Here is a 26,247-nt window from a genome sequence, read left to right as displayed (position 1 = left end):
CTGGCGCGCGCGACGGAGAAAGGTATGGCGGGTCATTCGAAATGGGCCAACATCAAGCATAAGAAAGCAGCGGCCGATGCCAAGCGCGGCAAGGTCTGGACGCGGCTCATCAAGGAAATTCAGGTCGCGGCACGCATGGGCGGCGGCGACATCGACTCGAATCCGCGTCTGCGGCTCGCCGTCGAAAAGGCGTACGACGCCAACATGCCGAAAGACAACGTCAACCGCGCGATCCAGCGCGGCGTGGGCGGCGTCGACGGTGCGAACTACGAAGAAATCCGCTACGAAGGCTACGGCATCGGCGGTGCGGCGGTGATCGTCGACACCATGACCGACAACCGCACGCGCACGGTCGCGGAAGTGCGTCACGCGTTCTCGAAGAACGGCGGCAACATGGGCACTGACGGCTCGGTGTCGTTCATGTTCGACCACGTCGGCCAGTTCCTGTTTGCGCCGGGCACGCCCGAAGACAAGCTGATGGAAGCGGCGCTCGAAGCCGGCGCCGACGACGTGGTGACGAACGAGGACGGCAGCATCGAAGTGCTCTGCCCGCCGAACGATTTCCCGAAGGTGAAGACCGCGCTCGAAGCCGCGGGCTTCAAGGCCGAAGTGGCCGAGGTCACGATGAAACCTCAGACGGAAGTCGAGTTCACCGGCGACGACGCCGTGAAAATGCAGAAGCTGCTCGACGCGCTGGAAAATCTGGACGACGTGCAGGAAGTCTATACAAACGCCGCGATCGCCGACGAATGAAGCCGCTGGCCGGGCAAGCCGCCTTTGTGCGCATGCCGCCGGCCGGTTTCAACGTTGCTGCTGAACGGGCCTGGCCGGGACGGCGCTGAGGCGTCCTGTCGCGCTGCCCTCGTCCGGGTTCGCCATGCGTTGCGCCGCCACAACCGGCTGCGAACATGGCGGAACTCACTGTTATTGCACGGCTCGCCGCCGCACAGGGCGGCCGCCGTTTTTGGTTTTTAAGTCTCGGGGATTCACATGAAGTTACTCGTCGTCGGTTCCGGCGGTCGCGAACATGCGCTCGCATGGAAGCTCGCGCAATCGCCGCGGGTCCAGCTCGTCTACGTGGCTCCTGGCAACGGCGGCACCGCGCAGGACGAGCGCCTGCGCAACGTCGACATCACCGAGCCGGCTGCGCTCGCCGATTTCGTCGAGAAGGAACAGATCGCCTTCACGCTGGTCGGGCCGGAAGCGCCGCTCGCCGCGGGCATCGTCAATCTGTTCCGCTCGCGCGGTCTGAAGATTTTCGGACCGACGAAGGAAGCGGCGCAGCTCGAAAGCTCGAAAGACTTCGCGAAGGCGTTCATGAAACGCCACGCGATTCCGACGGCCGAGTACGAAACGTTCGCGGATGTCGCCGCCGCGCACGCGTATCTCGCTGCGAAGGGCGCGCCCATCGTCATCAAGGCCGACGGCCTGGCTGCCGGCAAGGGCGTGGTCGTCGCGCAGACGCTGGAAGAAGCGCACGCCGCCGTCGACATGATGCTGTCGGACAACAAGCTCGGCGACGCCGGCGCGCGCGTCGTGATCGAAGAGTTTCTGGCGGGCGAGGAAGCGAGCTTCATCGTGATGGTCGACGGCAAGCATGTGCTGCCGCTCGCGTCGAGCCAGGACCACAAGCGTTTGCTCGACGGCGATCAGGGCCCGAACACCGGCGGCATGGGCGCGTACTCGCCCGCGCCTATCGTCACGCCGCAACTGCACGCGCGCGTGATGCGCGAAATCATCCTGCCGACAGTGCGCGGCATGGAGAAGGAAGGCATCCGCTACACGGGTTTCCTGTACGCCGGTCTGATGATCGACGCGCAAGGCAATCCGAAGACGCTCGAGTTCAACTGCCGCATGGGCGACCCGGAAACGCAGCCGATCATGGCGCGTCTGAAGGGCGACTATTCGAAGGTGGTCGAGCAGGCGATTGCCGGCACGCTCGATACGGTCGAACTGGAGTGGGACCGCCGCACCGCGCTCGGCGTGGTGCTCGCCGCGTACAACTATCCGGACACGCCGCGCAAGGGCGACCGCATCAACGACATTCCGGCGGAAACGGCGGATTCGGTCACGTTCCATGCGGGCACGACTTACGCGGACGGCAAGCTGGTCACGTCGGGCGGCCGTGTGCTGTGTGTGGTGGGTCTGGCCGATTCGGTGCGCAGCGCGCAGTCGGTCGCGTACGAAACGATCAACCAGATTTCGTTCGACGGCATGCAGTACCGGCGCGACATCGGCTATCGCGCATTGAACCGCAAGCACGACGCCAGGACCGAAGGCAAGCACTGAAGCGCCAGTCCGCCATGCCGCCCTGCCCGTGTGCCGCGCCAACGGCGCTACACTGCGGGTTGGCGGCGGCTCGTTGCCGCGCGGCGGCAATCCGCACTGAACGGCCGCACCTTTGCGGCAACCTCCGCCCCACCCAGCGCGGCGCTTCACGACGAACCCGCGGCACCGGCGTGCCGCCTTCAGCACCTGCATTGATGACCGATTCGAGCTACGACGCACAAGCCGTGCGCACCTGGCTGCAAGGCCTGCAAACGCAGATTGCGGACACCCTGGGCGCCTTCGACGGCAAGCCCTTCGCCACCGACGCATGGCAGCGCACGCCCGGCGAAAAGCTGCGCGGCGGCGGCTGCACGCGGATTCTCGAAGGCGGCGACTTCTTCGAGCGCGCGGGCATCGGCTTTTCGGACGTCGCCGGCGACGCGTTGCCGGGCTCCGCGAGCGCGGCGCGTCCTCAACTGGCCGGGCGCGGCTTCGAGGCAATGGGCGTGTCGCTCGTGCTGCATCCGCACAATCCGCACTGCCCGACCGTGCATATGAACGTGCGCCTGCTGATCGCGACCAAGCCCGGCGAAGAGCCGGTGTTCTGGTTCGGCGGCGGCATGGACCTGACGCCGTACTACGGTTACGAAGAAGACGCGCGGCATTTTCATCGCGTGTGCCGCGATGCGCTCGAGCCTTATGGCGCCGACCTCTATCCGAGTTTCAAGCGCTGGTGCGACGAGTATTTCTTCCTCAAGCACAGGAACGAGCCGCGCGGCATCGGCGGGATTTTTTTCGACGATTACTCGGCGCCGGGCTTCGATCAATCGTTCGCGATGATGAGAAGCGTGGGCGAGGGATTCCTCAAAGCGTACCTGCCGATCATCGAAAAGCGCCGCAACATTCCGTACGGCCAGGCCGAGCGCGATTTCCAGGCTTACCGGCGCGGACGCTACGTCGAGTTCAATCTGGTCTTCGACCGTGGCACACTGTTTGGGCTGCAGAGCGGCGGACGCACCGAATCGATTCTGATGTCGATGCCGCCTGTGGCGAACTGGCGCTACAACTGGCAGCCCGAGCCGGGCACGCCGGAAGCGCGCCTTTATAGCGATTTTCTCGTGCCGCGCGAGTGGGTTTGAGTGCTGTGAGCGCCCCGCAATTCCGGAAGCCCGCACTGCCCGCCACCTGGCCACGACAAAGGATCTTTACCTGAAGCCGAACGCTCATCCCGTTGCGCTGCCTCGCCGGATCGGTCTGCTCGGCGGCACCTTCGACCCGATCCACGACGGCCACCTCGCGCTCGCGCGGCGTTTCGCCCACGTGCTGCGTCTGACCGAGCTCGTGCTGCTGCCGGCCGGCCAGCCGTGGCAGAAAGCGGACGTGTCGCCGGCCGTGCATCGGCTTGCAATGACGCGCGCGGCGGCAAGCGAACTGAAGTTGCCGGGCGTCGAGGTGCGAGTCGCCAGCGACGAAATCGAGCACGAAGGCCCGACGTACACCGTCGACACGCTGCAACACTGGCGCGAACGCGAAGGCAACGAGACGTCCATTGCGTTGCTGATCGGCGCGGATCAACTGGTGAAGCTCGACACATGGCGCGACTGGCGGCGCCTGTTCGACTTCGCGCACATCTGCGCGGCCACGCGGCCCGGATTCGATCTCGCGTCGATTCCGCCCGCCGTCGCGCAGGAAATCGACGCGCGCCGCGCCGGCGCCGAGGTCTTGCAAGCCACGCCTTGCGGCCACTTGCTGATCGACACGACGCTCGCGTTCAACGTTTCGGCCACCGACATTCGCGCGCATCTGCGCGAACAGGTGAGCCAGCGGCTTGCCCATGTAGGCGGCGAACAGCACGGCGAGGCCGCAAGCCACGTCCCCACCGCGGTGTGGGACTACATTCTTCAACATCATCTGTACCACTGGTAACCTCATGGATATTCGCAAACTGCAACGCGTGATCGTCGACGCTCTCGAAGACGTCAAGGCGCAAGACATCAAGGTGTTCAACACCAGCCACCTGACCGCGCTGTTCGATCGCGTGATCGTCGCGAGCGGCACGTCGAACCGGCAAACCAAGGCGCTCGCCTCGAGCGTGCGCGAAGGCGTGAAGGAAGCCGGCGGCGACATCATCAGCACCGAGGGCGAGGACATCGGCGAATGGGTGCTGGTGGATTGCGGCGACGCGATCGTCCACATCCTGCAACCGGCGCTGCGCCAGTACTACAACCTCGAGGAAATCTGGGGCGACAAGCCGGTGCGTCTGAAGCTGTCGACGCCTGATCCGTTCGGCGGCGCGCGTTCGAGCGAGCCCGACGAAGAAGACGAGGACGACGAAGCGCCGGCCGTCAAAAAGCCCGCGCGCAAGACCGCCACGCGACGCAAGTGAGCGGGCTTTGCCCGGTTCTCTTCGATCCGTTCACTGTAGACGTCCGCGAGCAGCGCTCTAAAGCTCGATGAAACTGCACATTCTCGCCGTCGGCCACAAGATGCCGGACTGGATCGCGACGGGCTTCGACGAATACGCGAAACGCATGCCGCCCGAGCTGCGCATCGAACTGCGCGAGATCAAGCCGGAGCAGCGTTCGTCCGCGCGCTCGGCCGAAAGCGTGATGGCCGCCGAGCGCGTGAAGATCGAAGCCGCGCTGCCGAAGAACGCGCGCATTGTCGCGCTCGACGAACGCGGCAAGGACTGGACCACCATGCAGCTTGCGGGCGCCCTGCCCGGCTGGCAGCAGGACGGCCGCGACGTCGCGTTTCTGATCGGCGGCGCTGACGGACTCGACCCCGAACTGAAGGCGCGCGCCGACCTGCTGCTGCGCGTGTCGAGCCTCACGTTGCCTCACGCGATGGTGCGCGTGCTGCTCGCCGAACAGCTTTACCGCGCGTGGACCATCACGCAAAATCACCCCTATCATCGCGTGTGAGCAGACGCGGACGGTGACGCGCCACGTCCCGCGCCGCATCGTATTGCATCACCACTCGGCGCACGCGACGCATTGCTTCAATGGCGTCCGTCCCCGCGCCTTTGCACGCGAGCGCAGCGCGATAACGCCTGTCCGCACTTCGCGCCCGACATCATCGCGCTACCGCTAATCCGTTCCAACGAGACTCGTTATGCCAACGTCCGCTGCCTCGCTGCATCCTTTCGTCTATCTCGCGTCGCAGAGTCCGCGCCGTCAGGAGTTGTTGCAACAGATCGGCGTGCGCTTCGAGTTGCTGCTGCCGCGCCCCGACGAAGATGCCGAAGCGCTCGAAGCCGAACTGCCAGGTGAGCGTGCGCGCGACTATGTGCAGCGCGTGTGCGTGGCTAAAGCGCGCGCCGCGCATGCGCGTCTCGTAGCCGGCGCTCATGCCGCGCGACCGATTCTGGTTGCGGATACAACGGTCACCATCGACGACGCGATTCTCGGCAAACCGCTCGACGCCGACGACGCCGCCGCGATGCTCACGCGCCTCGCGGGCCGCGATCACGAAGTGCTGACCGCGGTTGCCGTCGTCGATGCACAGGGCGAGTTGTTGCCGGCCGCGCTGTCTGTGTCGAAGGTGCGCTTTGCTGCGCTGCACGCGGACGCGATTCGCCGCTACGTGGCGAGCGGCGAACCGCTCGGCAAGGCGGGCGCCTATGGCGTGCAAGGGCGCGCCGCGGAGTTTATCGAGCATATCGACGGGTCCTATTCAGGTATCATGGGTTTGCCGCTTTTTGAAACCGCTGCCCTTCTGCGTGCAGCGCGCATCGACTTCTAGAACAACACCATGAATGAAGAAATCCTGATTAATGTCACGCCGCAGGAAACGCGCGTCGCGCTCGTCCAGCAAGGCGCCGTCCAGGAACTTCACGTCGAACGAACGCTGTCGCGGGGCCGCGTCGGCAACGTCTATCTCGGCAAGGTCGTGCGCGTGTTGCCGGGCATGCAATCGGCGTTTATCGACATCGGTCTCGAACGTGCCGCGTTTTTGCATGTCGCGGATATATGGCATCCGCGCATTGCCGGTGAGCCGCAACATCAAACGCCGCATCAGCCGATCGAAAAGATCGTGTTCGAAGGTCAGACGCTGATGGTCCAGGTGGTGAAGGACCCGATCGGCACGAAGGGCGCGCGGCTTTCCACGCAAGTGAGCATTGCCGGCCGCACGCTCGTGTATCTGCCGCAGGAACCGCATATCGGCATTTCGCAGAAGATCGAGAGCGAAGCCGAGCGCGAAGCGGTGCGCGCGCGTTTGACCGCCGTGCTGCCCGCCGATGAGAAAGGCGGCTACATCGTTCGCACCATTGCCGAAGATGCGACGAGCGAAGAGCTTGCCGCAGACGTCGCGTATCTGCGCAAGACATGGGCGACGATTCTGTCGCAAGGTCAGCGCATGCCGCCGACCAGTTTGCTCTATCAGGATCTGAATCTCGCGCAGCGGGTGCTGCGCGATTTCGTCAACGACGAGACGTCGCGCATCCAGGTGGATTCGCGCGAGACGTATCAGATGCTGGCCGATTTCGCTGCCGAATTCACGCCTGCCGTGTCCTCGAAACTGCACCACTACACGGGAGAGCGGCCGCTCTTCGATCTGTACAACATCGAGGCGGAAATTCAGCGCGCGCTATCGCGCCGTGTCGACCTGAAGTCGGGCGGCTACCTGGTGATCGACCAGACCGAGGCGATGACCACCATCGACGTGAATACGGGCGGCTACGTCGGCGCGCGCAATTTCGACGACACGATCTTCAAGACCAACCTCGAAGCGGCGCATACCATTGCGCGCCAATTGCGGCTGCGCAATCTGGGCGGCGTGATCATCATCGACTTCATCGACATGGAAAACGTCGAGCATCGCGACCAGGTGCTGAGCGAGCTGAAGCGAGCGTTGTCGCGCGACCGTACGCGCGTGACGGTGAACGGTTTTTCGCAACTCGGGCTTGTCGAGATGACGCGCAAGCGCACACGCGAGTCGCTCGCGCATGTGCTGTGCGAACCCTGCCCCGTTTGCCAGGGCAAGGGCCAGGTGAAGACGCCGCGCACGGTCTGCTACGACGTGCTGCGCGAGATTTTGCGCGAGTCGCGGCAGTTCAATCCGCGCGAGTTTCGCGTGGTGGCGTCGCAGCAGGTGATCGATCTTTTCCTCGAGGAAGAGTCGCAGCATCTGGCGATGCTGATCGACTTTATCGGCAAGCCGGTGTCGTTACAGGTGGAGTCGAATCTGAGTCAGGAGCAGTACGATATCGTGCTGATGTAGCTCCACCTACGGCCGAGGCGTTCCGCGCAGACATCGAAAAACTGCGCGCACTGCGGCCAGCGCAGCAGTTCCAGCAAGGCTGCCCGCTCGCGAGCCTTCACACAGACACACTGTGCCGCGTTTCAATCGTCGGTCAGAAAGTCCGGATGACTGGTGCGAATCTGCTCGATCTGATGCAGGGTTCCCGACAGATGCCCGCGCAGCGCCGCCTGCGCGGCGGTCGCGTCGCCGCGTTCGATAGCATCGACAATTTCTGTGTGCTCCTGCACCACCGCCATCGTCTTGCCCTCGACGGGCAAATGCAAACGACGCAACCGGTCGATATGGCCGCTCAGCCTGCGCACCAGGTCCCACAACTGCGGCACGCCCGCGGCCTCGTACATCTGACGATGAAACGTCTGGTCGAACAACGCGAAGCGCTCGTAGTTGTTCAGGTCCAGTAGTTCGGTTTGCCTCGCGATGGTGGCGCGCAACTCCGCGATAAGCGCGGCATCGTGCTGCTCGGCGAGGGTCCGCACCACTTCCAGTTCTATCGAACGGCGCAGGAAATGCGCCTGCAACGCGGAGCTCACGTTGATCTGACTGACGACGGTCGCGTGCTGGGGAAAGATGTCGACGAGGCCTTCTTCACCGAGCTTCATCAGCGCGTCGCGCACCGGCGTCTGGCTCAAACCATAGCGATTTGCGAGCTCAGCGCGCGAGAGCACCGTGCCCGGTGTCAGTTCGAGTGAAAGAATCATTTCGCGCAGTCGTTCGAATACTTGCGGCGCGGCATGGCGGGACCGGTCGAGCCGGGTCACCACGGAAGAGCTGGCGTTGTTTTTCATGGCAAACCGAAGCGCTAAAAGCGGGAAAGCGGGCGCAGCCGGCAAAGGACACTGGCTAAGACATTAGTACTATAGCCGACGCCCGCCCCTTCCAGTAAGGCCTCGGCGCGTTGCCGCGCCGGCCGCGCCTGAGTAGTTACCCTACTGACGCACTAATACATTAGTGCTTTACCATCGCGTCACCTTGTTCGCTTTCTTCATTGAAGACCTTCACGCCATGACTCGCGACATCACCATCACGCAGGTTCGAATCACTCCGATCGCCTTTCGCGACGGCCCGCTGCTGAACGCCGCCGGGATTCACGAACCTTGGGCGTTGCGCGCCATTCTGGAACTGGAAACGAGCGACGGCCGCGTCGGCATCTCCGAAACTTACGGCGACGAGCCCATGCTGCGCGTGCTCGAAGAGGCCAGGGCGCTCGTGACCGGCCTCTCGCCGTTCGACCTGAACCGCATGGAAGAACGCGTGCGAGGCGCGATCAAGGCGAGTCCCGGCGCGGTTGAGTTCGAACTGGCGCCCGGCTCCCATTCGGCGAAAAACGCGCCCAAAGTAATCAGCGCGCTCGAAGTCGCCATGCTCGACCTGCAAGGGCAGATTGTCGGCGCGCCGGTCGTGGATCTGCTGGGAGGCAAGGTTCGCGATGCCGTTCCCTACAGCGCCTACCTCTTTTTCAAGTACGCGGAGCACGTCGATAAACCCTATGCGCCCGACGCCTGGGGCGAAGGCCTGAGCCCGGAGCAGATCGTCGCGCAGGCGCGCCGCATGATCGGCCTGTACGGTTTTCAGAGCATCAAGCTGAAGGGCGGCGTATTCGAGCCGAAGCACGAAATAGCATGCATGCGCGCGCTACACGACGCGTTCCCCGGCATGCCGCTGCGGCTCGACCCGAATGCGAACTGGACGCTGGAAACGAGCATCGCGGCCGCGCCTGAACTCGACGACCTGCTCGAGTATTACGAAGATCCGTGCCCCGGCCTCGCCGGCATGGCGGAACTCGCCAGGCACACGCGCCTGCCGCTCGCGACCAACATGGTGATCACGACCATGGAAGATTTCCGGCGCGGCGCCGAAATGGGCTCGGTCAAGGTGCTGCTGTCGGACCATCACTACTGGGGCGGGCTGCGCGCAACACAGACGCTCGCGCGCATGTGCAAGCTGTGGGATCTCGGCATGTCGATGCACTCGAACTCGCATCTCGGCATCAGCCTGATGGCGATGACGCATGTCGCCGCCAGCATCCCGAACCTGACCTACGCGTGCGATACGCACTATCCGTGGCAGGAAGAAGAAGTCATCAAGGGCGGCCGCGTGAAGTTCGATAACGGCACGGTCCGCATACCGGACACGCCGGGCCTTGGCGTCGAACTCGACCGCGAGCGGCTCGCGGAGTTGCACGCGCAGTACCTATCGTGCGGCGTGCGCAATCGCGACGACCTGGCGCAGATGCGAAAGTACGACCCGGCCTTTAGCGGCAAGAACCCGCGCTTTTAAAGGACCGTTCGCACCGCGCGTTAAGCGGCTTTCCCGACCGCGCGCCGGCGCAACCATCCTCAAAATCTCCGGAGACACAATGAAAATAATGGAAGCCCAAGCCGCCGGCGCGCAAAGCGCGGTCGGCCGCTATAGATGGACGATCTGCGCGCTGATCTTCTTTGCGACGACGATCAACTACATGGATCGTCAGATGCTCGGCCTGCTCGCGCCGCTGCTGCAGAAGGACATCGGCTGGAATCAGGTTCAGTATGCGCAGACGGTCATGGTGTTCACTGTCGCCTATGCGGTCGGCCTCGCGATTTTTGGCCGGATCGCGGACCGCTTCAGCACGAAGGCCGTGTACGGCAGCGCAATGGCAATGTGGAGTCTCGCCGCAATGCTGCACGCGGTGGCGTCGAGCGTACCGGGCTTTGCGGCTGTGCGAGGTCTGCTCGGTTTTGGCGAAGCGGCCAACTTTCCGGTCGCGATCCGCACCACGGCCACGTGGTTTCCGAAGAAAGAACGCGCGTTGGCGACGGGCCTCTGGAACATGGGCGCCACCATCGGCGGAATCGTCGCGCCGGCTTTCGTGCCGATCGCGGCGGTCATGTGGGGCTGGCGTGCGACCTTCATCGCGGGCGGCGCCACGGGTTTCATCTGGCTCGCGGTGTGGCTGTTCGTGTACCGGCAGCCTGCGCAGCATCCGTCGGTGTCGAAGAGCGAACTCGATTACATCAATTCGGACCGCGACGAAGCCGTCGAACAATCGGTCAGTTGGCTTTCCGTGCTGAAGTATCGGGAGACGTGGGCTTTTATCGTCGGCAAGCTGCTGACCGATCCCGTGTGGTGGTTTTATCTGTTCTGGCTGCCCAAGTGGCTCAATGAATCGAGGCACATCGACATCCGCAATCTGGGCTTGCCGCTGATCGCGATCTACACGATGGCGTCGGTCGGCAGCGTGGCCGGCGGGTGGCTCTCGTCGCACCTGATGGCGCGATATAACAAGCCCAACTTTGCGCGCAAGATCTCGATGGGAATCTGCGCGGTGTGCGTCGTGCCGATTGCCACCCTCTCACATTTCCAAAGCCTTTGGTACGCGGTCTTCGCAGTGGGTCTGGCCGCCGCGGCGCACCAGGGATGGTCGGCGAACCTCGTCACGCTGGTAGGTGATGTGTTCCCGCGCCGCCTGGTGGGCACGGTGGTCGGCATCGGCGGCGTCGCGGGCATGGTCGGCTCGTTCTTCTACTCGGGCGTGATCGGCGAGACGCTGCAGCGCACCGGCCAGTATTGGGCGCTCTTCGCGGTTGGCGCATCGGCCTATCTGGTCGCGCTCGGCATCATCCATCTGCTCATGCCACGCATGGCGCCGGTGAAATTGCGCGATTGAAAAACCCTTTGCAGTAAAACTGCGGAGCCTGTGCGGCGTGCCGATTCCCGCACTGGTTCCATTTCGTGACTGGTCGGCAAGCGGCGCGCATATCGAGCGTGCGCGCCGTCGCCTGAATGAATGAGTGAATGAATGGCAGCGTCAGATCGCGAGCCCGCCTGACACCTCGATGCGTTGAGCGTTGATCCAGCGATTGTCCTCCGACAGGAGCGAGGCAATCATCGGGCCGATGTCGTCGGGCACGCCGGGGCGGCCGAGCGCGGTCATCTCCCCGATGCGCCGGTTCATCTCCGGGTTGTCACGCACGATGCCGCCGCTGAAATCCGTCTCGACAGCGCCCGGCGCGACCACATTGACCGCGATGCGGCGCGGCCCGAGTTCCTTCGCCAGATACCTGGTCAGCGTTTCGACGGCGGCCTTCATCGAACCGTAAGGCCCGCTCTCCGGTACGATGATGCGCGTGAGTCCGCTCGAAACGTTGACGATTCTGCCTCCATCGCGAATCAGCGGCAGCAGCTTCTGCGTCAGAAAGAACACGCCCTTGAAGTGGATGTTGTAGAGTGCGTCCAGCTCGGCTTCAGTCGTGTTTTCGATGCGGTTATGATGCGAGTTCCCTGCATTGTTGACGAGGTAGTCGAAGCGGTCGGCGCCCCATTCCCTCAGCGTGTCGCGCAGCGTCGTGACGAATGCATCGAACGCACTGGCGTCGCCGGTATCGAGCTTTAAGGCCGCCGATCTGCTCCCTGTGGCGCGGGCTTTGGCGAGCACTTCGTCGGCGGCCGCGCGATTCACGTGATACGTGAAGACAGTGTCGATGCCGCGCTCCGCGAGCCTCAGCACTGTGTTGCGGCCTAGACCCCGGCTGCCGCCGGTGACGATTGCGATCTTACTTGCTGGCATGGCGATTCCTCCATTGAACATGCGTCGATCGTAATGACCGGCATGCCGGACGATAAGCCTGCGCACACCGCACGGGCTGTGCGGAATAGACGAACAATGACCATTGCACCGAACATCAAGGATTTGACGGCGTTCGTCGCCGTGATAGAAGCTGGCGGTTTCCGCGACGCTGCACGCGCAATCGGCAGCAGTCCGTCCGCCGTCAGCGAAGCGGTGCGCCGCCTCGAAACGCGCACCGGCGTGCGGCTGCTGCATCGCACGACGCGCAGCGTCGCTGCGACTGAAGCGGGCACGCGCCTGCTGTCGCAGCTCAAGCCCGCACTCGACGGACTGGAAGCGGCGCTCGACGTGGTCAATCAATTCCGCGACAAGCCGTTCGGCAAGCTCAAGCTGAACGTACCGGTGGTCGCCGCGCGGCTCATCCTGCCGCGGATACTGCCGGCGTTTCTGTCGATGTATCCGGAGATCGAACTGGAAGTCGTCGCTGACGACAGCTTCGTCGATCTGTTGTCCGCAGGCTGCGACGCGGGCATCCGGTACGGTGAAAGCCTCCAGCAGGACATGATCGCGGTGCCTATCGGCCCGCGCGAGCAGCGCATGGCGCTCGGCGCCTCACCGGCGTATCTGGCACGGCACGGACGGCCCGAACATCCCGACGATCTTGTGCGGCATGCCTGTCTGCGGCACCGCTTCTCTAGCGGCGCAATAGCCGAATGGCTCTTCGAACGCGACGGCAAAACCGTGCGGATCGAGCCGCAGGGGCCGTTGATCGTGCGCACGGGGAGCTCCGCGGAACTGTCGGTCGACGTCGCGCTCGCGGGCAACGGCATCGTGCAGTTATTCGACGACTGGCTCCGTCCGCACTTTGAAAGCGGCGCCCTCGAACCGGTGTTGGAGCCGTGGTGGTTGCGCTTTCCCGGGCCCTATCTTTACTATCCGGGACGCCGCTACCTGCCCGCGCCGCTGCGCGCGTTCGTCGACTTCGTCAAGTCCGAATGCGAGCGCGCATGAATGTAGTTGATGGTTCGATGAACCGCGAACGCGGCGACCGAATCGGGCTCGCCATATCGCCCGAGATATTGCGGACATGCGCAGGTAGCATCTAAAACTGAACAGTACGATATCGTGCTGATATAGCTCCGCCTGACCAATAGTTCGCGATTTCCGAAGCCAACAGGACTACACTTGAGGTACTGAATTCCGGGAGCAGCGCAATGGACGACTCTACCTCTCGAGGCACCTTTCGCGGTCTCCCATTGACTCCCGAGCAGGACGCAGAAGTCAGGCACTATATAAAGACGAAAAGCCGGCGAGGCGAGCCGTGGGACACGCCGGAGCTGGAGCTTCTACTCAAAGACATGCTTGTGCCGCCGTTAGACGAAGACACAGAAGCCGGTGCGACGGTGGACGAAGTGAGATCCGCCGCCGAACGCGCGACAACCTTTTCCGACGAGACAATGGATCCGATTGAAGCAAGCGAGGAGCGCAATGCCGCTATGGAAGCGGAGGGAATGAAAGGCCCGAGGCACTGATCCTGGCTCACGCCGGTAATGCGCGTGGCAATTAAATTGGTGAATCGACAGATGCCTGCATATCTGCACGCGTCGAGTCGAACACTGTGAAAGTCTTACATAAAAAAGGAAGTCATCATGAGCAAAGCCCACGACGCGAAAAAGACGGAAAAGAAAGTCGCTACCAAGACGCCGAAGGAAAAGAAAGACGCGAAGAAGCTGAAGAAGGAGGCTTCGAAGCGTCAATAAGTATGACTATGTCGGGAGCACCGCTGAACTCACACTCACGGCGGGTTGAGCGGGCGCTCCTGCCAGCGATCATGCCGCGACGGTAAAAATGGCAGCAGCCGTTACGGTCGCCTGGGCGGTGTACTGCCACTCTGCGAGCCGCGATTGTAGGGCTGTGGTTGGGACGATCGGCCGTCCGCTCCTTCGTCCTTGCGCGTGCTGTTATCGGCCGCATTGTTCTTTTTGTTTGGCGCAGCAGTCGGGGCCGTGCGATTCAAGGTTTGCAGTTGCAGCAGCTTCAAGAGGCGGTCATCCGCGTGCGCAGTGGCCGTAGCGGCCATGCAGCTCGCGACGAGCAGTCCCATCGTCACTCGTGATTTAAGTATCGTAGTCATCGACGTCTCCCATCGAACAGCAATCGCCAGCGTATTCATCAGGAATGCCGCGCATGAACCGCGCCTGCCCGCCGACGACCGTTTACCAGTTCCGCTTTCCATAGTACTCGCTGATGTAACCGGTGCAGCAGCACCGCGGAAATTCATCGCTTGCTGTTAATCACATAGCCGATGCCGCGGACCATCTGAATAGCATGTGGTCGACATATGAGGCAAAGAACACGCTGGCATTTTCACGTGCATGTTTTGTTCGTGACAGACATTGCCGTCGTAATCGACGATCTGTCCGCGAGTAACCCGATCGCGCGTCGCCGGATGCTTCATATCCTGTGCCGCGCAACCAGTCAGGATCACTACGCATTGCAGCGTGATCAGGAAGCGCTTCATCTCGTGTTCGTTAACTTGGGGCTCTTATTGAGCGTGAGCGCCCGACGCAATGCGGGCTGACGGCGCGGCGGTGCCCGGCACGCCCTGCACCATCCCGTCATACTGTTCCTTGGATACCCCGCGCTCGGCGTAGATAAACGCCGCCACCTGCCAGAGCGTCTGGTCAGACTGCGTCTTCCCGAACGACGGCATCGCCGTCATGTTGACGCCATGCTTGATGACCCAGAACATCAGCTCCGGCTTATTGCGGCGTTGCGCAGCCAGCAGCGAGGGCGCGGCCGGCTGAATGCCTTGACCCACCGCGCTCAGCGGACTGTCCGGCGCGCCGTGACAGGTCGCACAGTTGGCGTCGTACATGCGCGCACCGGCCCGAACGTTTTCGAGCGACAGTAGATCGCCAGGTGCGATGTCGCGTCCCCCATGCCGGTGCAGAGACGCTTCGTAGGTCGCATGCAGCGTCGCGGCCAGGTACGGATTGTCTTTCGAACTCGCCGATACGTCGTAAATTCCTGAACGGACGAATGCAAACGCGCCGCCGCCGATCAGCACGAGCAGACCGACGGCGGTGGCAACAATCTTTGCAAGCGTGGAATGAAGAAAACGCATGACGTGTCTGCCGATAAAGGTTCGAAGACCTCTCATTATCGGCAGCGTTGCTTGCCGGACGCCGTCGTCTGTATTACAGATTTGTCATCAAACCAGCGCGACCGGCCCGATTACTCCACGTCGTCATACACTGCGCCGCTGCGTCACCGCGTCTTCCCAACCCGTGCGCGCCTCGACCCACTCCGCCAACGCCAGCAAGCCGGCGTCGTCCTGCGCGGCGCCCACCAGTTGCGCGCCGAGCGGCAAGCCCGACGGCCCAAATCGCATCGGCACCGTCACAGCGGGCACGCCGAGGAAAGTCCACGGCGCGCAAAACGAGGCATCGCCCGTATAGTCGAGCCCGCGCGGCGGCTCGCCGGTAGCGGGCGCGACCAGCAGCGCGTCGAGCGTCATGGTTTGCGTCAGCCACGCATGAAAGCGCTGCGCCATCGGCATCTGCGCGGCCTTGATCCGCGCGTAGGTGGTGGCCGGCAACTTGCGCCCTTCATCGACGAGACCGCGCATCGCCGGACTCACGAGTTCGGGCGTGCGCTCGACCAGTTCGCCATGCGTGATCGCGGCTTCCACCGCCATCAGTTGCAGCGCATACGCGGGCGTCGCGAAGACTTCCTCCGGCAAATCCACCGCGACGATCTCCGCGCCGTCGCGCGCGAGTTGCGCCGCCAGCACGTCGAGCGCGGCTTGCTGCGCCGGCTCTATCGCGCCGCCTGCCTGCTTCGACAACACGCCGATGCGCCGCTTGCCTGCGCTATGCGCGACGGCGGCCACATGCGACGCGTGCGGGTCCGCGACGTCGACGCCCGCGACGAGCTTCAGCACATACGCCACGTCCGCGACGCGTCGCGCGAACAGTCCAACGTGATCGAGCGACCACGCCAGCGGCAACACCCCGGTTCGCGCAATCGTGCCATACGTAGGCTTGAATCCGACGATGCCGCAATAAGCCGCCGGACGGATCACCGAGCCCTGCGTCTGCGTGCCGAGCGCGAGCGGCACGATACCGGCCGCCACCGCCGCCGCCGAACCGCTGGACGATCCGCCCGGCGTAAACGCGCCATTCCACGGATTAACCGTCGGTCCCGGATGGCGCCACGCGAACTCGGTCGTCACCGTCTTGCCGATAACCGTCGCGCCGGCGGCCCGCAAGCGCGCCACCACCCGCGCATCGCGCTCGGGGCGCCGCCCCTTGTACGCCGCCGAGTTGAATTCGGTCGGCATGTCGGCGGTATCGATGACATCCTTCACCGCAACCGGCACGCCGGCAAGCGGCGCCGTCGCATCGACGAACGTATCCGGCGGTGCGTCGGGCAGATAACAGAACGCGTGCAACGTCGCTTGCGAATGTCGCGCGGCCTCGTAAGCGTCCGAAACGTATTGCGCAGGCGTGGCGTCACCGGCGGCGAGCGCCGCGCGTATTTCGCCGATGGTCGGTGCTTGATTGAATAGGGTCATGAGAGCGTCGAAAAGCTGTTTATTTCGCGGCAAGCGCGGGCTGGATATAACTGTGGACGACGAACGTATCGTACTTCGGCTGCTGCTTCAGGTTGCCGAGCGCGATTTGCGTATCCATTGCAACGGCCAGCGCTTTCGGCGTGATGTCGACGCTCTTCGGATACACGCCTTCGGTCAGCATGCGCTTGACGGCCGCATCCACCACGGCCGCATCGAGCGTCGGGAATTCCTTGCGCGCGATCGCCTGCGTTTCCGCCGGATTGCTTTGCATGTAGCGCAGCGCGTTTTGCAGGCCCTTCACGAAGCGTGCGGCCGCATCGGGATCGACGCCGCGCTTCGCCGAAATCGACGAAAACGCGTACTCGCCATAGAGCTTCGGAAAGCCGAGCACGACTTTCATGCCTTTTGCCACGGCCTGGTCGAGGCCCGGCTCATACATCACCGCGATCTTCGACTGCCCGGCCACGAGCGGTCCAATCTCCGAACCGAGCGGCACCTGAATCAGCTTGACGTCGCTCTGCGACATGCCGTTTTCCTTCAGCAGCTTGAAGAACAAAGAGGTGCTGGTGGTCGGCATCTGTCCGGACACGACAACCTGATCCTTCACGTCCTTGATGCTGTCGAATTTGACGCCGGGCGCGGTGGCAATCCATACCGCCGCGCCGTTCACGACGTTGGCGATGATGTCGACATCGGCGCCCTTCTCCGCGGCGACCGCCGTCCACTCCGGTCCGTGCAGCGAGAAATCGGCGCTACCCGACAGCACGGCCGACAGCGCCGCGCTCGGGCTGCCCGCCGTTTGCTTGGTGACGTCGAGCCCTTCCTTCGTGAAGAAGCCGCCGTCGATCGCGACATAGAGCGGCAGATAAAGCATCGACTGGAACGCCTGCGAAATCGTCACTTTCTTGTCGGCGGACGAGCAGCGCCTGCAGATCGGGATCGGCGTCTTTGGCGGCCTCGTAGGCCGCAATCAACGCGACGATCGCAGTCAGCGAAATCGCCAGCGCGACTTTCGATATCAGACCGGTGCCGAACCACAAGATCACGATGGGCGCGAACGCGATCTTCGGCACGCTATTGATTGCGACGATGAACGGCTCGATCAGCCGCGCGACGAATGGCGAGTACCAGAGCGCGAGCCCGCACACCGAGCCGACCGCGGTGCCGAACACGAAGCCAAGAATGGCTTCGAAGAGCGTATAGCCGGTATCGACGAACAACTGATAAGAGCGGATGTCGCGCAGCAGCGCGTCGAAAATTTTCGCCGGCGAGCCGACCAGAAAGTTCGAGACCCAGCCAACGCGCGCCGCGCCTTCCCAGATCGCGAAGAAAGCGACCACCGCCGCGAGTTGCAGCAGCGAGCGGCCCCAGCCGCTGTCGAGCACGAGCCGCCGCGCGCGTGCGCGAGGCGCGCGCCGCGCCGCAGCGCTTTTATCGATGGAAACGGATTGCGTCATGCCGCCCTCACCTCGGTCTGGATGTCCAGTTCGCCGCACAACGCGTGGAAATAGCCCGCGAAGTTCGGATCGCTGCGCGCGCCGATCGGCGAACGCGCGGCAATGTCGATGTCGTAGACCTTCTTCACCTGCGAAGGCCGACCGCCGAGCACGACGACGCGCTTCGACAACGCGACGGCTTCGTCGATATCGTGCGTGACCAGCACCACGGTCTTGTGGAACGTCTCGACCGCTTCCATCAGCACGCCCTCCAGATACAGGCGCGTTTGATAGTCGAGCGCCGAGAACGGCTCATCGAGCAGAATGATGTCGGGATCGTTGATCAACGTGCGGATCAACGCCACGCGTTGGCGCATGCCGCCCGACAACATGCGCGGATAAGCGTTCTCGAAGCCGGCAAGGCCATAGGTGTTGAGATACTCCATCGCCATTTCATGCGCCTCGGCCGCCGGCATGCCGGAAAGCTCGGGGCCGATCAGCACGTTCTGCAACACCGTGCGCCACGGCAGCAACAGGTCACGCTGCATCATGTAGCCGACCTTGCCGCGCAATCCGTCCACCGCTTGCCCGCGATAGACGATCTCGCCGCTGTCCGCCTCGAGCAGCCCGGCGATCACATTGAACACCGTCGTCTTGCCGCAGCCCGACGGTCCGATGATGCTGACGAAATCGCGTTCGTGGATGTCGAACGTGAGACCGCCGAGTACGTCCACCGAACCCCGTTTGTTCGAAAACGATTTACGGATATTGCGTAACGCGAGTTGAACTGACATGCATGCTCCTCGATCACGATTCATGGTGCGTCGGCAGAAGCTGCGGCCGTCGCGTCAGACACCCTGCGGCGCGGCAAGAAAACGGCGGCGCATCGGTTTGAGCACGGCAATCGCGAGCAGCGCGGTCACGATGTCGAGCGTGATCGCCGTCGAGAACACCGGCACCCAGCTTCCCGCGTGTTGATGCATCAGTGCCGCGAGCGGCCCGCCGAAGATCGAGCCGATGCCCTGCGAGATGTACAGCCAGCCGTAGTTCTCGGTGGCATGACGGGTGCCGAAGGTGTCGGTCAGCGTCGACGGGAACAGCGAAAAAATCTCGCCCCAGCCGAAGAACACCACGCCCGACAGCAGCACGAACAGCACCGCGTTATCGCGCGTGAAAAGCCACAGCGCCATCGCGACGCCTTCGAGCGCGAACGCGATGAACATCGTGTTTTCGCGGCCCAGCTTGTCGGACACCCAGCCGAACAGCGGCCGCGTGAGGCCGTTCGTGAAGCGGTCGATGGTCAGCGCGAGCGGCAGCGCCGCCATGCCGAATACAAGTACCTGGGTCACGCCGAAGTCGGCGGCGAAGGTGGCCATTTGCGAGGTGACCATCAGGCCCGAGGTGGACATCATCGTCATCATCGCGAACATCAGCCAGAAGACGGGCGTCTTCAGCGTTTGCGACGGACGCAGATTCGCCACCACCGAAACGCCGGAGCCGGCTGCGCTCGCAGCGACGCTTTCGTGCGAAGGCGGCACGCGCAATCCTTGCGAGGCCAGCAAGCCGACCAGCGCGAACGCAATGCCGAATATCCACAACGTGGCGTCGATGCCGCGAGCCTGCAACGACGTCGCAATCGGAAACGTCGTGACGATCGCGCCCATGCCGTAGCCGGCCGCCACGGCGCCCGCCGCGAAGCCGCGCTGCTTCGGGAACCAGCGCACCATCAGACCCACGACGCCGACATAGACGATGCCGGTTCCCAATCCGCCGACCACGCCATACGTCAGGTAAAGCATCGGCGCGCTTTGCACCTGCGAAGCCAGCACCCAGCTCAAACCCGACATGACCGTGCCGATGGAGATCAGCACACGCGGACCGAAGCGGTCGATCAGCTTGCCCTGGAACGGCGAGAAGAAAGTTTGCAGAATGATCAGCAGCGAGAACGTCACTTGCAGTTCGGGCAGCGCAACGCCCAGCTTCGCGGCGAGCGGTTTGGTCATCAGCGTCCAGACGTATTGCGGGCTCGAGATCGCCATCATGCAGACGAGACCGAGTCCAAGCTGTAGCCAGCGGTTGTGCGCGGCGGACGTCGAGACGTTCCCGATTTCCGCGGATGTCATGGGTTGAGAGCGTGTGTTCATCGTGACTCCGGTTACTGAGCGAATGCCCGCCGGCAAGCGGCGGACGTGCAGCGTCCTCCGGGCCGATAGGCCGGACCTGCGGTTCGATTGAAAAAACGCCTGTAGGCTTACCAGCCCGCGGCGGCGCCGTCACTGCGCGGATCGTGGCCCGCTTCGATCAATCCATCGGGATACCGAACGATTGCGCCCGCGTGTCCCATTGCTTCGTCGTAAGGCTGCATCGTCTCGACCTCGTGGCCCAGCGCTTCGAGATTCGCCACGGTGTCCGGTGCGAAGCGCGCCTCCAGCTTGAGCGTGTCAGTCGATTGGCCCCATGTGCGGCCGAGCAGCCAGCGCGGCGCGTCGATCGCGGCCTGCGGATTCCAGCCGAAGTTGGCGATGCGGGAGAACACCGCGCTCTGCGATTGCGGCTGACCGTCGCCGCCCATATTTCCGTAGACCATCGTGCGGCCGTCGTCGAAACGTGCGAGCGCCGGATTCAACGTATGAAATGGCCTGCGCAACGGCGTCAGCGGATTGAGCGCGCCTTCGTCGAGCGAGAAACTGCAGCCGCGGTTCTGCCAGTTGACGCCCGATTCCGGCAGCACGATGCCGCTGCCGAACTCGTGATAAATGCTCTGGATGAAGCTCACCGACACGCCGTCGCTATCGGTGACGCCAAGCCACACCGTGTCGCCCGGCCCGCGGCCGGCGCCCCACGGCGCGGCCTGCGTCGGCGAGATGCGCGCGGCCATTGCGTCGAGCGCGGTGGGTTCGAGAAACGCGCGCGGATCGGCGCGCATGTGGTCCGGATCGGTGATCGCGGTGTCGCGCACGGCGAAGGCCAGCTTGGTCGCCTCGACGCACGCATGCACGAACTCGGGACCGAGCGGGTCCATGTCGTTCGTCAGCACGCGGTCGAGCATGCCGAGAATCAGCAGCGACACGAGCCCTTGCGTGGGCGGCGGCATGTTGTAGATCGTTCCGAGCGAGTGCTTGAGCGCAAGCGGCGTACGAAACCGCGCCTCGTGCCGTTCGAGATCCGCGAGCGTGAGCAGCGAGCCGGCCGATTGCAGATCGCCCGCCATGCTGCGGGCGAGATCGCCGCGATAAAAATCGTCGAGGCCGGCATCGGCGAGATGCTGCAAGGTCGCGGCAAGGCGCGGCGCAATGAACAGCTCACCGGTGGCCGGCACGCGCTCGCCATGCAAAAACGTTTCGGCGAAGCCGGCAACCGGACGCAATTCATCGAGCCGGCTCGCGACGCACTGCGACTGGCTGCGCGTGACCGGCACGCCGTGTCGCGCGTAATGGATCGCGTCTTCGAGCAGACGCTTGATCGGCATCTTGCCGCCGAGCGTGTCCGCCCACCAGCGATGCGCGAGTTGCCAACCCGACACGGTGCCTGCCACGGTATTGGCCGCGAGCGGTCCGCGCGTCGGAATCGCTGCGAGCCCGCGCGAACGGTATTCGTCGATGGTCGCGGCAAGCGCCGCCGCACCGCACGCCTCGATCGCGACCGGCGCCGCGCCTGGGCGCGAGATCAGCCAGAAACCGTCGCCGCCGATGCTGTTCATGTGCGGATAGACCACGGCGATCGTCGCGGCGGCGCAGATCATCGCCTCGACCGCGTTGCCGCCGTCGCGCAGGACCGCGAGCGCGCTTTGGGCGGCGAGCGCGTGCGGCGCGACCGCCATGCCCCGAGTCGCGCGCGTTGAATTCAGTTGTTCGGACGACATGTTTTCCCGGCAGATTTGCTTGTATACATGCAGATCAGATATGCGAGAACCATGCCAATAAACGCCGCGGAGTGAAACGTCCGCTACATAAGGCTTCCGGCGAATCAGCGTTCACTAGGTGTTGACTAGGTGATGACCCTAGGTAGTGCGGCGCGACCTGGGTGGTGCATACGGAGCGCCGTGCGGCTCCATTGCGGTGCGCGCATGTTGCAGGCGTTCGGCGGTCAGCCCGCGCACTTCCGAGCGGCTGCCTTCTATATGACGGCCGACCAACGCGACGCTCCGCTCCGTCTCGCGATTGCGGATCGCGTCGAGAATCGCGATGTGTTCGTCGTAGGTTTCGTCGATGCAGTCGCCATAGACGAGATCGAGCCGCCGCATCACGCGGATGCGATCCGTCACGCGCTGCATCGCGGCGCTCAGTTCCGCGTTGTCGGCGGCGATCACAAGCGCCTGATGGAAGGCTTCGTCGAGCGCGACCATCTCGCGTCCGTCGCGGATACGCTGTGCACGGGGCACTTTCCAGATCGCATCGAGCCGATCGAGCACTTGCTGCACGCTGCCCGACAACAACGAATCGGCGGCAACCAGCCGGCCCACCGCGAAGGTTTCGATCAGCTTGCGCATCTCGTACAGATCTTCGAAGCGCTTGAGATCGATCGGTACGACTTCCCAGCCGCCACGCACATAGCCGCGCATCAGGCCGTCGCTTTGCAGACGCTGCAGCGCCTCGCGCGCGGGTGTGCGCGACACGCCGAAGCGTTCGGCGATGCTGCCTTCCGTGAGCCGGTCGCCCGGCAACAGACGCATCTCGAAGATATCGTCGCGCACGCTGTAGTAGACGTGGTCAGCGCGCGATGAGGAAGAGCGGGTTGTGTCGTTCACGCACGGAGCCTGGAATTAACGGATCTTTTGGGCCCCGACTATCGTTCAGTGCGGAAAGATTCGTCAATAGAAAATAAAATCGGGCGCCGGCGTGATCGTCATGCTCCAGTACATCTTACGAATCGGCTTTGGATACGCTCATCGTCGGCGTGGTCCGACGCACGACACTCGCGCCCGCCTGCCTCCGCCGATAGTGGCTGTCGCGCGAAGCCAGCCAGTAATACAGCGGCGACGTCAGCAACAAACCGATCAGCCAGGACAGGTCCGCGCCGTCCAGATACTTCGGCACCGGGCCCGCATACATCGGCGTGTTCATGAACGGAATCTGCACGACGATGCCGACCGCGTACGCAATCAGCGCCTGCGGATTGAAGCGGCCGTAGATGCCGCCGTCCACCTGAAAGATCGACTGAATGTCGTATTTGCCCTTGTGAATGACATAGAAGTCGATCAGGTTGATTGCTGTCCACGGCACCAGCACGACCAGCAGCGCGAGCACGAGATCGACCAGGTTGCCGACGAAGTTCGTCGAAGCGCCAATCGCGCCGTAGCAGCATGCAAGCAGAATCACAATGGACAACACCGCGCGCGCCTTCGCCGTGGGAACCCAGCGATAGGCAAACGTCTGCATCGACGTAATCGCAGCCAGCACCGCACCGTACAGATTGAGTGCGTTGTGGCTGATCACGCTCAACAGGAACAGCACGAGCATCGGCAAGCCGAGCGGGCCGGTGGCCTGCCTGACCGCGTCCATTGCGTCGACGCCGGGCGGCACTGCGAGCACCGCCACCGCGCCGAATGCAAACGCGAGCGTCGAGCCGATCGTGCATCCGAGGTAGGTCGCCCAGAACGTCGACGCGACTCGCACGTTCGCCGGCAAATAGCGCGAATAGTCGGACACGTACGGAGCAAAAGCAATTTGCCAAAGAGCCGATAGCGACACAGTCGCGAGCCAGCCGGCGAAATTGAATCCGCCGCGAGTCAGAAAGTCGCCAGTGGAAATATGCGTGAAGATATAGCCGAAACCGATAACAATGCCGACGCCGAGCACCCACGTTCCAATGCGGTTCAGGATATGAATGAACCGATAGCCGATGATTCCGATCAGCCCCGAACCCACCGCGCCAATCACAATGCCGATGGGCACCGGCACGCCGGCTTCAATGCCATGCAGGGACTTTCCGGCAAGCACGATATTGGATGCGAAGAAGCCGACGTACATCACACCTGCAATCACAGTGACGAGCAGCGCGCCCCATGAACCGAATTGCGCGCGGCTCTGGATCATCTGCGGAATGCCCATTTGCGGACCTTGCGCGGAATGCAGCGCCATCAGCACGCCGCCCACCGCCTGGCCGACGATAATCGCCACGATGCCCCACACCAGGTTCAAGTGGAAGATCTGCACGCCGAGCGCGCCGGTCACGATCGGCAACGGAGCAATGTTGCCGCCGAACCATAGCGTGAAGAGATCGCGCACCTTGCCATGACGTTCTTCAGGCGGCACATAACCAATGGTGTGCTTTTCAATCAACGGTGATGCGTTCGCTTGCGAAGTATTCAAGTTTGTCTCCTAAGCGGCGGAAAGATGGTCCGCGAGGCGGGTCAACATTGCGTCGCAGGCGCTCAGTTGCTCGCTCGTGATGAATTCATCGGGCTTGTGTCCCTGGTCCATGCTGCCGGGTCCGCAGACCACGGTCGGAATGCCCGCCTCGTCGAAAAGTCCGCCTTCGGTGCCGAACGCGACCGTGCCGAATTCGTTCGATCCGCTAATCAATGCGAGAAGACGCGCCGCTTCGCTATCGGGCGAAGTAGCCAGCCCCGGATAAGCGGACAGCGAATGAAAGCGGATGTCCGCGTCTGACTTCACGGCACGCATTTTCGGCAGCAGTTCGCCTTCGGCGTAGGTCTGCAATTCGTCGGCTACCTGGTGAGCATTGAAGCCCGGCAGCGCGCGCACTTCGAAATCGAATTCGCACTCCGCCGGCACGATGTTCAGCGCGCGGCCGCCTTTGATCACGCCTGTCTGCACGGTTGAAAACGGCGGATCAAAGCGCTCGTCGTGATGCTCGGGCTGCGCCAGTTGTTCGCCAATTTCCTCGAGACGGCCGATCATGCGCGCCGCGTACTGAATGGCATTGACGCCGTAGGGCGCATACGCCGAATGGCACGGTGCGCCCTTTACATGGCAGCGCATTGCGAGCTTGCCTTTATGGCCGAGCACGGGCTTGAGTTCCGTTGGCTCACCGATCAAACACAAGGCCGGCTTGGGCGTACGCCGTTCGAGTTCCGCGAGCATCGGCCGCACGCCGAGGCATCCGACTTCCTCGTCGTACGAAAAGGCGAGGTGCACGGGCAACGTCAATTCGCGTTCGACAAACGTGGGCACTGCCGCCAGTACCGACGCGATAAAACCCTTCATGTCGGCCGTGCCGCGACCATACAGCCGTCCATCGCGCTCGGTGAGACGGAAGGCCTCCACGGCCCACGCCTGGCCTTCCACGGGTACGACGTCAGTGTGGCCGGACAGCACGATGCCGCCTCGCTCGCGCGGTCCGATCGTCGCGAACAGATTGGCCTTGGTGCGCTCGGCGTTGTAGAAAAGCTCGCTTTCGACGCCGAGTTCAGCGAGGTATTGTCGAACGAACTCGATCATGTCCAGATTCGATTCGCGGCTGACCGTGTCAAAGCCGATCAACTCGGCGAGCAGCGCGCGGCTGGATCTGTCATTCATTGCCGGGCACTCCGTAGCTCGGCGCGGCGGTCGGGTTCAACGCCCGCGTCAGGTAGTCCTGCATTTGCGGCCGATATGCGCGCCACAAACCGTCGAGTTGACCGATAGGATCGTCGTCGGCCCAATCGACACGCAAGTCGACCATCGGCCAGCTCACGTCGCCCACTATCTTGAGCGCCGCCGAATGCACGGGCCCCGCCTCGCCGCCGGCGGCCATCGCCGCATGCATCGCGGCGAGCAATCTGTCGGCAAGCGCGCCGGAGGTCTGCTCGAACGCCGGGACCATCGCCTCGATCACGTGGACGCCGGCGAGCATGTTGCCCGCGGCGACGCATTGCACGCCGGCCACGGCGTGATACGTGCCCAACGCTTCCTTGCCGCTGAAGAATGCGACGCGGCCCTGGCTATCGACCACCGTCACCTGCCGGTATTCGCTCCACTCGCTCGCGCCGAGCGCGCGGTCGAGCGCGGCGGCGGGATCGAATTGTCCGCTCGCGAGAAGATCGAGAACCTGCGGGCCGAGCGCGGGCAGCGTGACGTTCTGCGTCGCCACCGCGCCGACGCCGGCACGCACCCACGGGCAGCGCGCGCCTACCGCGATGCTCGATGAACTGATCGCGATACCGAGTTGCCCCGTTTGCTGACAACGTCCGACAATAGAGAATGTCATGT

The 26,247-nt window shown here is 63.4% G+C and carries 26 protein-coding genes; 12 read left to right on the top strand and 14 right to left on the bottom strand.

Annotated features, from left to right (window positions below):
- Window positions 1-24: 24 nt before the first annotated feature.
- The 8 genes from AB6809_RS16820 (at window position 25) to rng (ending at window position 7,491) form a co-directional block, all read left to right on the top strand.
- Complete coding sequence (locus tag AB6809_RS16820; RefSeq protein WP_027776629.1) at window positions 25-753, top strand: YebC/PmpR family DNA-binding transcriptional regulator; 729 nt, start codon at window positions 25-27, stop codon at window positions 751-753.
- 237 nt (window positions 754-990) lie between these two features.
- Window positions 991-2,289 (top strand): phosphoribosylamine--glycine ligase, encoded by a 1,299-nt coding sequence (gene purD, locus AB6809_RS16815; protein WP_029969835.1) that lies wholly within the window; start codon window positions 991-993, stop codon window positions 2,287-2,289.
- A gap of 194 nt (window positions 2,290-2,483) precedes the next feature.
- Window positions 2,484-3,407 carry an oxygen-dependent coproporphyrinogen oxidase gene (hemF, locus tag AB6809_RS16810; protein ID WP_006048252.1) on the top strand — a complete coding sequence of 308 codons (924 nt, stop codon included), beginning with the start codon at window positions 2,484-2,486 and terminating at the stop codon, window positions 3,405-3,407.
- A 70-nt stretch (window positions 3,408-3,477) separates the two neighbouring features.
- Window positions 3,478-4,194, top strand: a complete 717-nt coding sequence (locus AB6809_RS16805; protein WP_371026885.1) for a nicotinate-nucleotide adenylyltransferase — start codon at window positions 3,478-3,480, stop codon at window positions 4,192-4,194.
- Between the two features lie 4 nt (window positions 4,195-4,198).
- Window positions 4,199-4,654: a ribosome silencing factor gene (gene rsfS, locus AB6809_RS16800; RefSeq protein WP_006048254.1), complete on the top strand. Its 456-nt coding sequence runs from the start codon at window positions 4,199-4,201 to the stop codon at window positions 4,652-4,654.
- Window positions 4,655-4,721: 67 nt separating this feature from the next.
- Window positions 4,722-5,192 (top strand): 23S rRNA (pseudouridine(1915)-N(3))-methyltransferase RlmH, encoded by a 471-nt coding sequence (gene rlmH, locus AB6809_RS16795; RefSeq protein ID WP_006048255.1) that lies wholly within the window; start codon window positions 4,722-4,724, stop codon window positions 5,190-5,192.
- A 190-nt stretch (window positions 5,193-5,382) separates the two neighbouring features.
- Window positions 5,383-6,012: a nucleoside triphosphate pyrophosphatase gene (locus tag AB6809_RS16790; protein WP_029969840.1), complete on the top strand. Its 630-nt coding sequence runs from the start codon at window positions 5,383-5,385 to the stop codon at window positions 6,010-6,012.
- 9 nt (window positions 6,013-6,021) lie between these two features.
- Window positions 6,022-7,491 carry a ribonuclease G gene (gene rng / locus AB6809_RS16785; protein ID WP_029969842.1) on the top strand — a complete coding sequence of 490 codons (1,470 nt, stop codon included), beginning with the start codon at window positions 6,022-6,024 and terminating at the stop codon, window positions 7,489-7,491.
- Between the two features lie 122 nt (window positions 7,492-7,613).
- Here rng and AB6809_RS16780 read toward each other — a convergent pair whose 3' ends face one another.
- On the bottom strand, window positions 7,614-8,318 hold the full coding sequence (locus tag AB6809_RS16780; protein WP_029969844.1) for a GntR family transcriptional regulator: 705 nt from the start codon (window positions 8,316-8,318) through the stop codon (window positions 7,614-7,616).
- Between the two features lie 217 nt (window positions 8,319-8,535).
- Between AB6809_RS16780 and AB6809_RS16775 the strand changes: the two genes are divergently transcribed.
- Window positions 8,536-9,810, top strand: a complete 1,275-nt coding sequence (locus tag AB6809_RS16775; protein WP_053858985.1) for a glucarate dehydratase family protein — start codon at window positions 8,536-8,538, stop codon at window positions 9,808-9,810.
- Between the two features lie 79 nt (window positions 9,811-9,889).
- Window positions 9,890-11,179 (top strand): MFS transporter, encoded by a 1,290-nt coding sequence (locus AB6809_RS16770; protein ID WP_006048260.1) that lies wholly within the window; start codon window positions 9,890-9,892, stop codon window positions 11,177-11,179.
- A gap of 141 nt (window positions 11,180-11,320) precedes the next feature.
- Here AB6809_RS16770 and AB6809_RS16765 read toward each other — a convergent pair whose 3' ends face one another.
- On the bottom strand, window positions 11,321-12,079 hold the full coding sequence (locus AB6809_RS16765; RefSeq protein WP_029969847.1) for an SDR family oxidoreductase: 759 nt from the start codon (window positions 12,077-12,079) through the stop codon (window positions 11,321-11,323).
- Between the two features lie 96 nt (window positions 12,080-12,175).
- Between AB6809_RS16765 and AB6809_RS16760 the strand changes: the two genes are divergently transcribed.
- Complete coding sequence (locus AB6809_RS16760) at window positions 12,176-13,090, top strand: LysR family transcriptional regulator (protein ID WP_029969848.1); 915 nt, start codon at window positions 12,176-12,178, stop codon at window positions 13,088-13,090.
- A gap of 203 nt (window positions 13,091-13,293) precedes the next feature.
- Window positions 13,294-13,611, top strand: coding sequence for a hypothetical protein (locus AB6809_RS16755; protein ID WP_006048264.1), 318 nt, complete (start codon window positions 13,294-13,296; stop codon window positions 13,609-13,611).
- A gap of 758 nt (window positions 13,612-14,369) precedes the next feature.
- Here the strand turns inward: AB6809_RS16755 and AB6809_RS16750 are convergent.
- The 12 genes from AB6809_RS16750 to AB6809_RS16695 form a co-directional block, all read right to left on the bottom strand.
- A complete protein-coding gene (locus AB6809_RS16750) occupies window positions 14,370-14,600 on the bottom strand; it encodes a hypothetical protein (RefSeq protein WP_371026879.1) in 231 nt (76 codons plus the stop codon).
- A 24-nt stretch (window positions 14,601-14,624) separates the two neighbouring features.
- Window positions 14,625-15,206, bottom strand: coding sequence for a cytochrome c (locus tag AB6809_RS16745; protein WP_310034531.1), 582 nt, complete (start codon window positions 15,204-15,206; stop codon window positions 14,625-14,627).
- 123 nt (window positions 15,207-15,329) lie between these two features.
- On the bottom strand, window positions 15,330-16,658 hold the full coding sequence (locus tag AB6809_RS16740) for an amidase (protein ID WP_029969854.1): 1,329 nt from the start codon (window positions 16,656-16,658) through the stop codon (window positions 15,330-15,332).
- Window positions 16,659-16,677: 19 nt separating this feature from the next.
- Complete coding sequence (locus tag AB6809_RS16735; RefSeq protein ID WP_371026884.1) at window positions 16,678-17,505, bottom strand: ABC transporter substrate-binding protein; 828 nt, start codon at window positions 17,503-17,505, stop codon at window positions 16,678-16,680.
- The gene (locus tag AB6809_RS16730) at window positions 17,411-18,115 is read right to left on the bottom strand and encodes an ABC transporter permease (RefSeq protein ID WP_371026878.1); all 705 of its coding nucleotides are present in this window, start codon (window positions 18,113-18,115) and stop codon (window positions 17,411-17,413) included. Before AB6809_RS16730 ends, AB6809_RS16735 begins: the two co-directional genes overlap by 95 nt.
- Window positions 18,112-18,888: an ABC transporter ATP-binding protein gene (locus AB6809_RS16725; protein WP_029969858.1), complete on the bottom strand. Its 777-nt coding sequence runs from the start codon at window positions 18,886-18,888 to the stop codon at window positions 18,112-18,114. The genes AB6809_RS16730 and AB6809_RS16725 overlap by 4 nt, the downstream gene beginning before the upstream one ends.
- Before the next feature lie 54 nt (window positions 18,889-18,942).
- Window positions 18,943-20,238: an oxalate/formate MFS antiporter gene (gene oxlT / locus AB6809_RS16720; protein WP_029969859.1), complete on the bottom strand. Its 1,296-nt coding sequence runs from the start codon at window positions 20,236-20,238 to the stop codon at window positions 18,943-18,945.
- A 107-nt stretch (window positions 20,239-20,345) separates the two neighbouring features.
- The gene (locus AB6809_RS16715) at window positions 20,346-21,956 is read right to left on the bottom strand and encodes a gamma-glutamyltransferase family protein (RefSeq protein WP_371026877.1); all 1,611 of its coding nucleotides are present in this window, start codon (window positions 21,954-21,956) and stop codon (window positions 20,346-20,348) included.
- Window positions 21,957-22,094: 138 nt separating this feature from the next.
- Window positions 22,095-22,841 (bottom strand): GntR family transcriptional regulator, encoded by a 747-nt coding sequence (locus AB6809_RS16710; protein WP_029969861.1) that lies wholly within the window; start codon window positions 22,839-22,841, stop codon window positions 22,095-22,097.
- 115 nt (window positions 22,842-22,956) lie between these two features.
- On the bottom strand, window positions 22,957-24,405 hold the full coding sequence (locus AB6809_RS16705; protein WP_029969863.1) for a cytosine permease: 1,449 nt from the start codon (window positions 24,403-24,405) through the stop codon (window positions 22,957-22,959).
- A gap of 9 nt (window positions 24,406-24,414) precedes the next feature.
- A complete protein-coding gene (argE, locus tag AB6809_RS16700) occupies window positions 24,415-25,575 on the bottom strand; it encodes an acetylornithine deacetylase (RefSeq protein WP_029969865.1) in 1,161 nt (386 codons plus the stop codon).
- Entirely contained in the window at window positions 25,568-26,245 is a 678-nt protein-coding gene (locus AB6809_RS16695) for a DUF1028 domain-containing protein (protein ID WP_006048277.1), read from the bottom strand. The genes argE and AB6809_RS16695 overlap by 8 nt, the downstream gene beginning before the upstream one ends.
- Window positions 26,246-26,247: the final 2 nt, after the last annotated feature.

Source organism: Paraburkholderia sp. RCC_158 (assembly GCF_041355255.1).
Lineage (GTDB): Bacteria > Pseudomonadota > Gammaproteobacteria > Burkholderiales > Burkholderiaceae > Paraburkholderia > Paraburkholderia graminis.
This window is presented reverse-complemented; position numbering and strand designations above follow the sequence as displayed.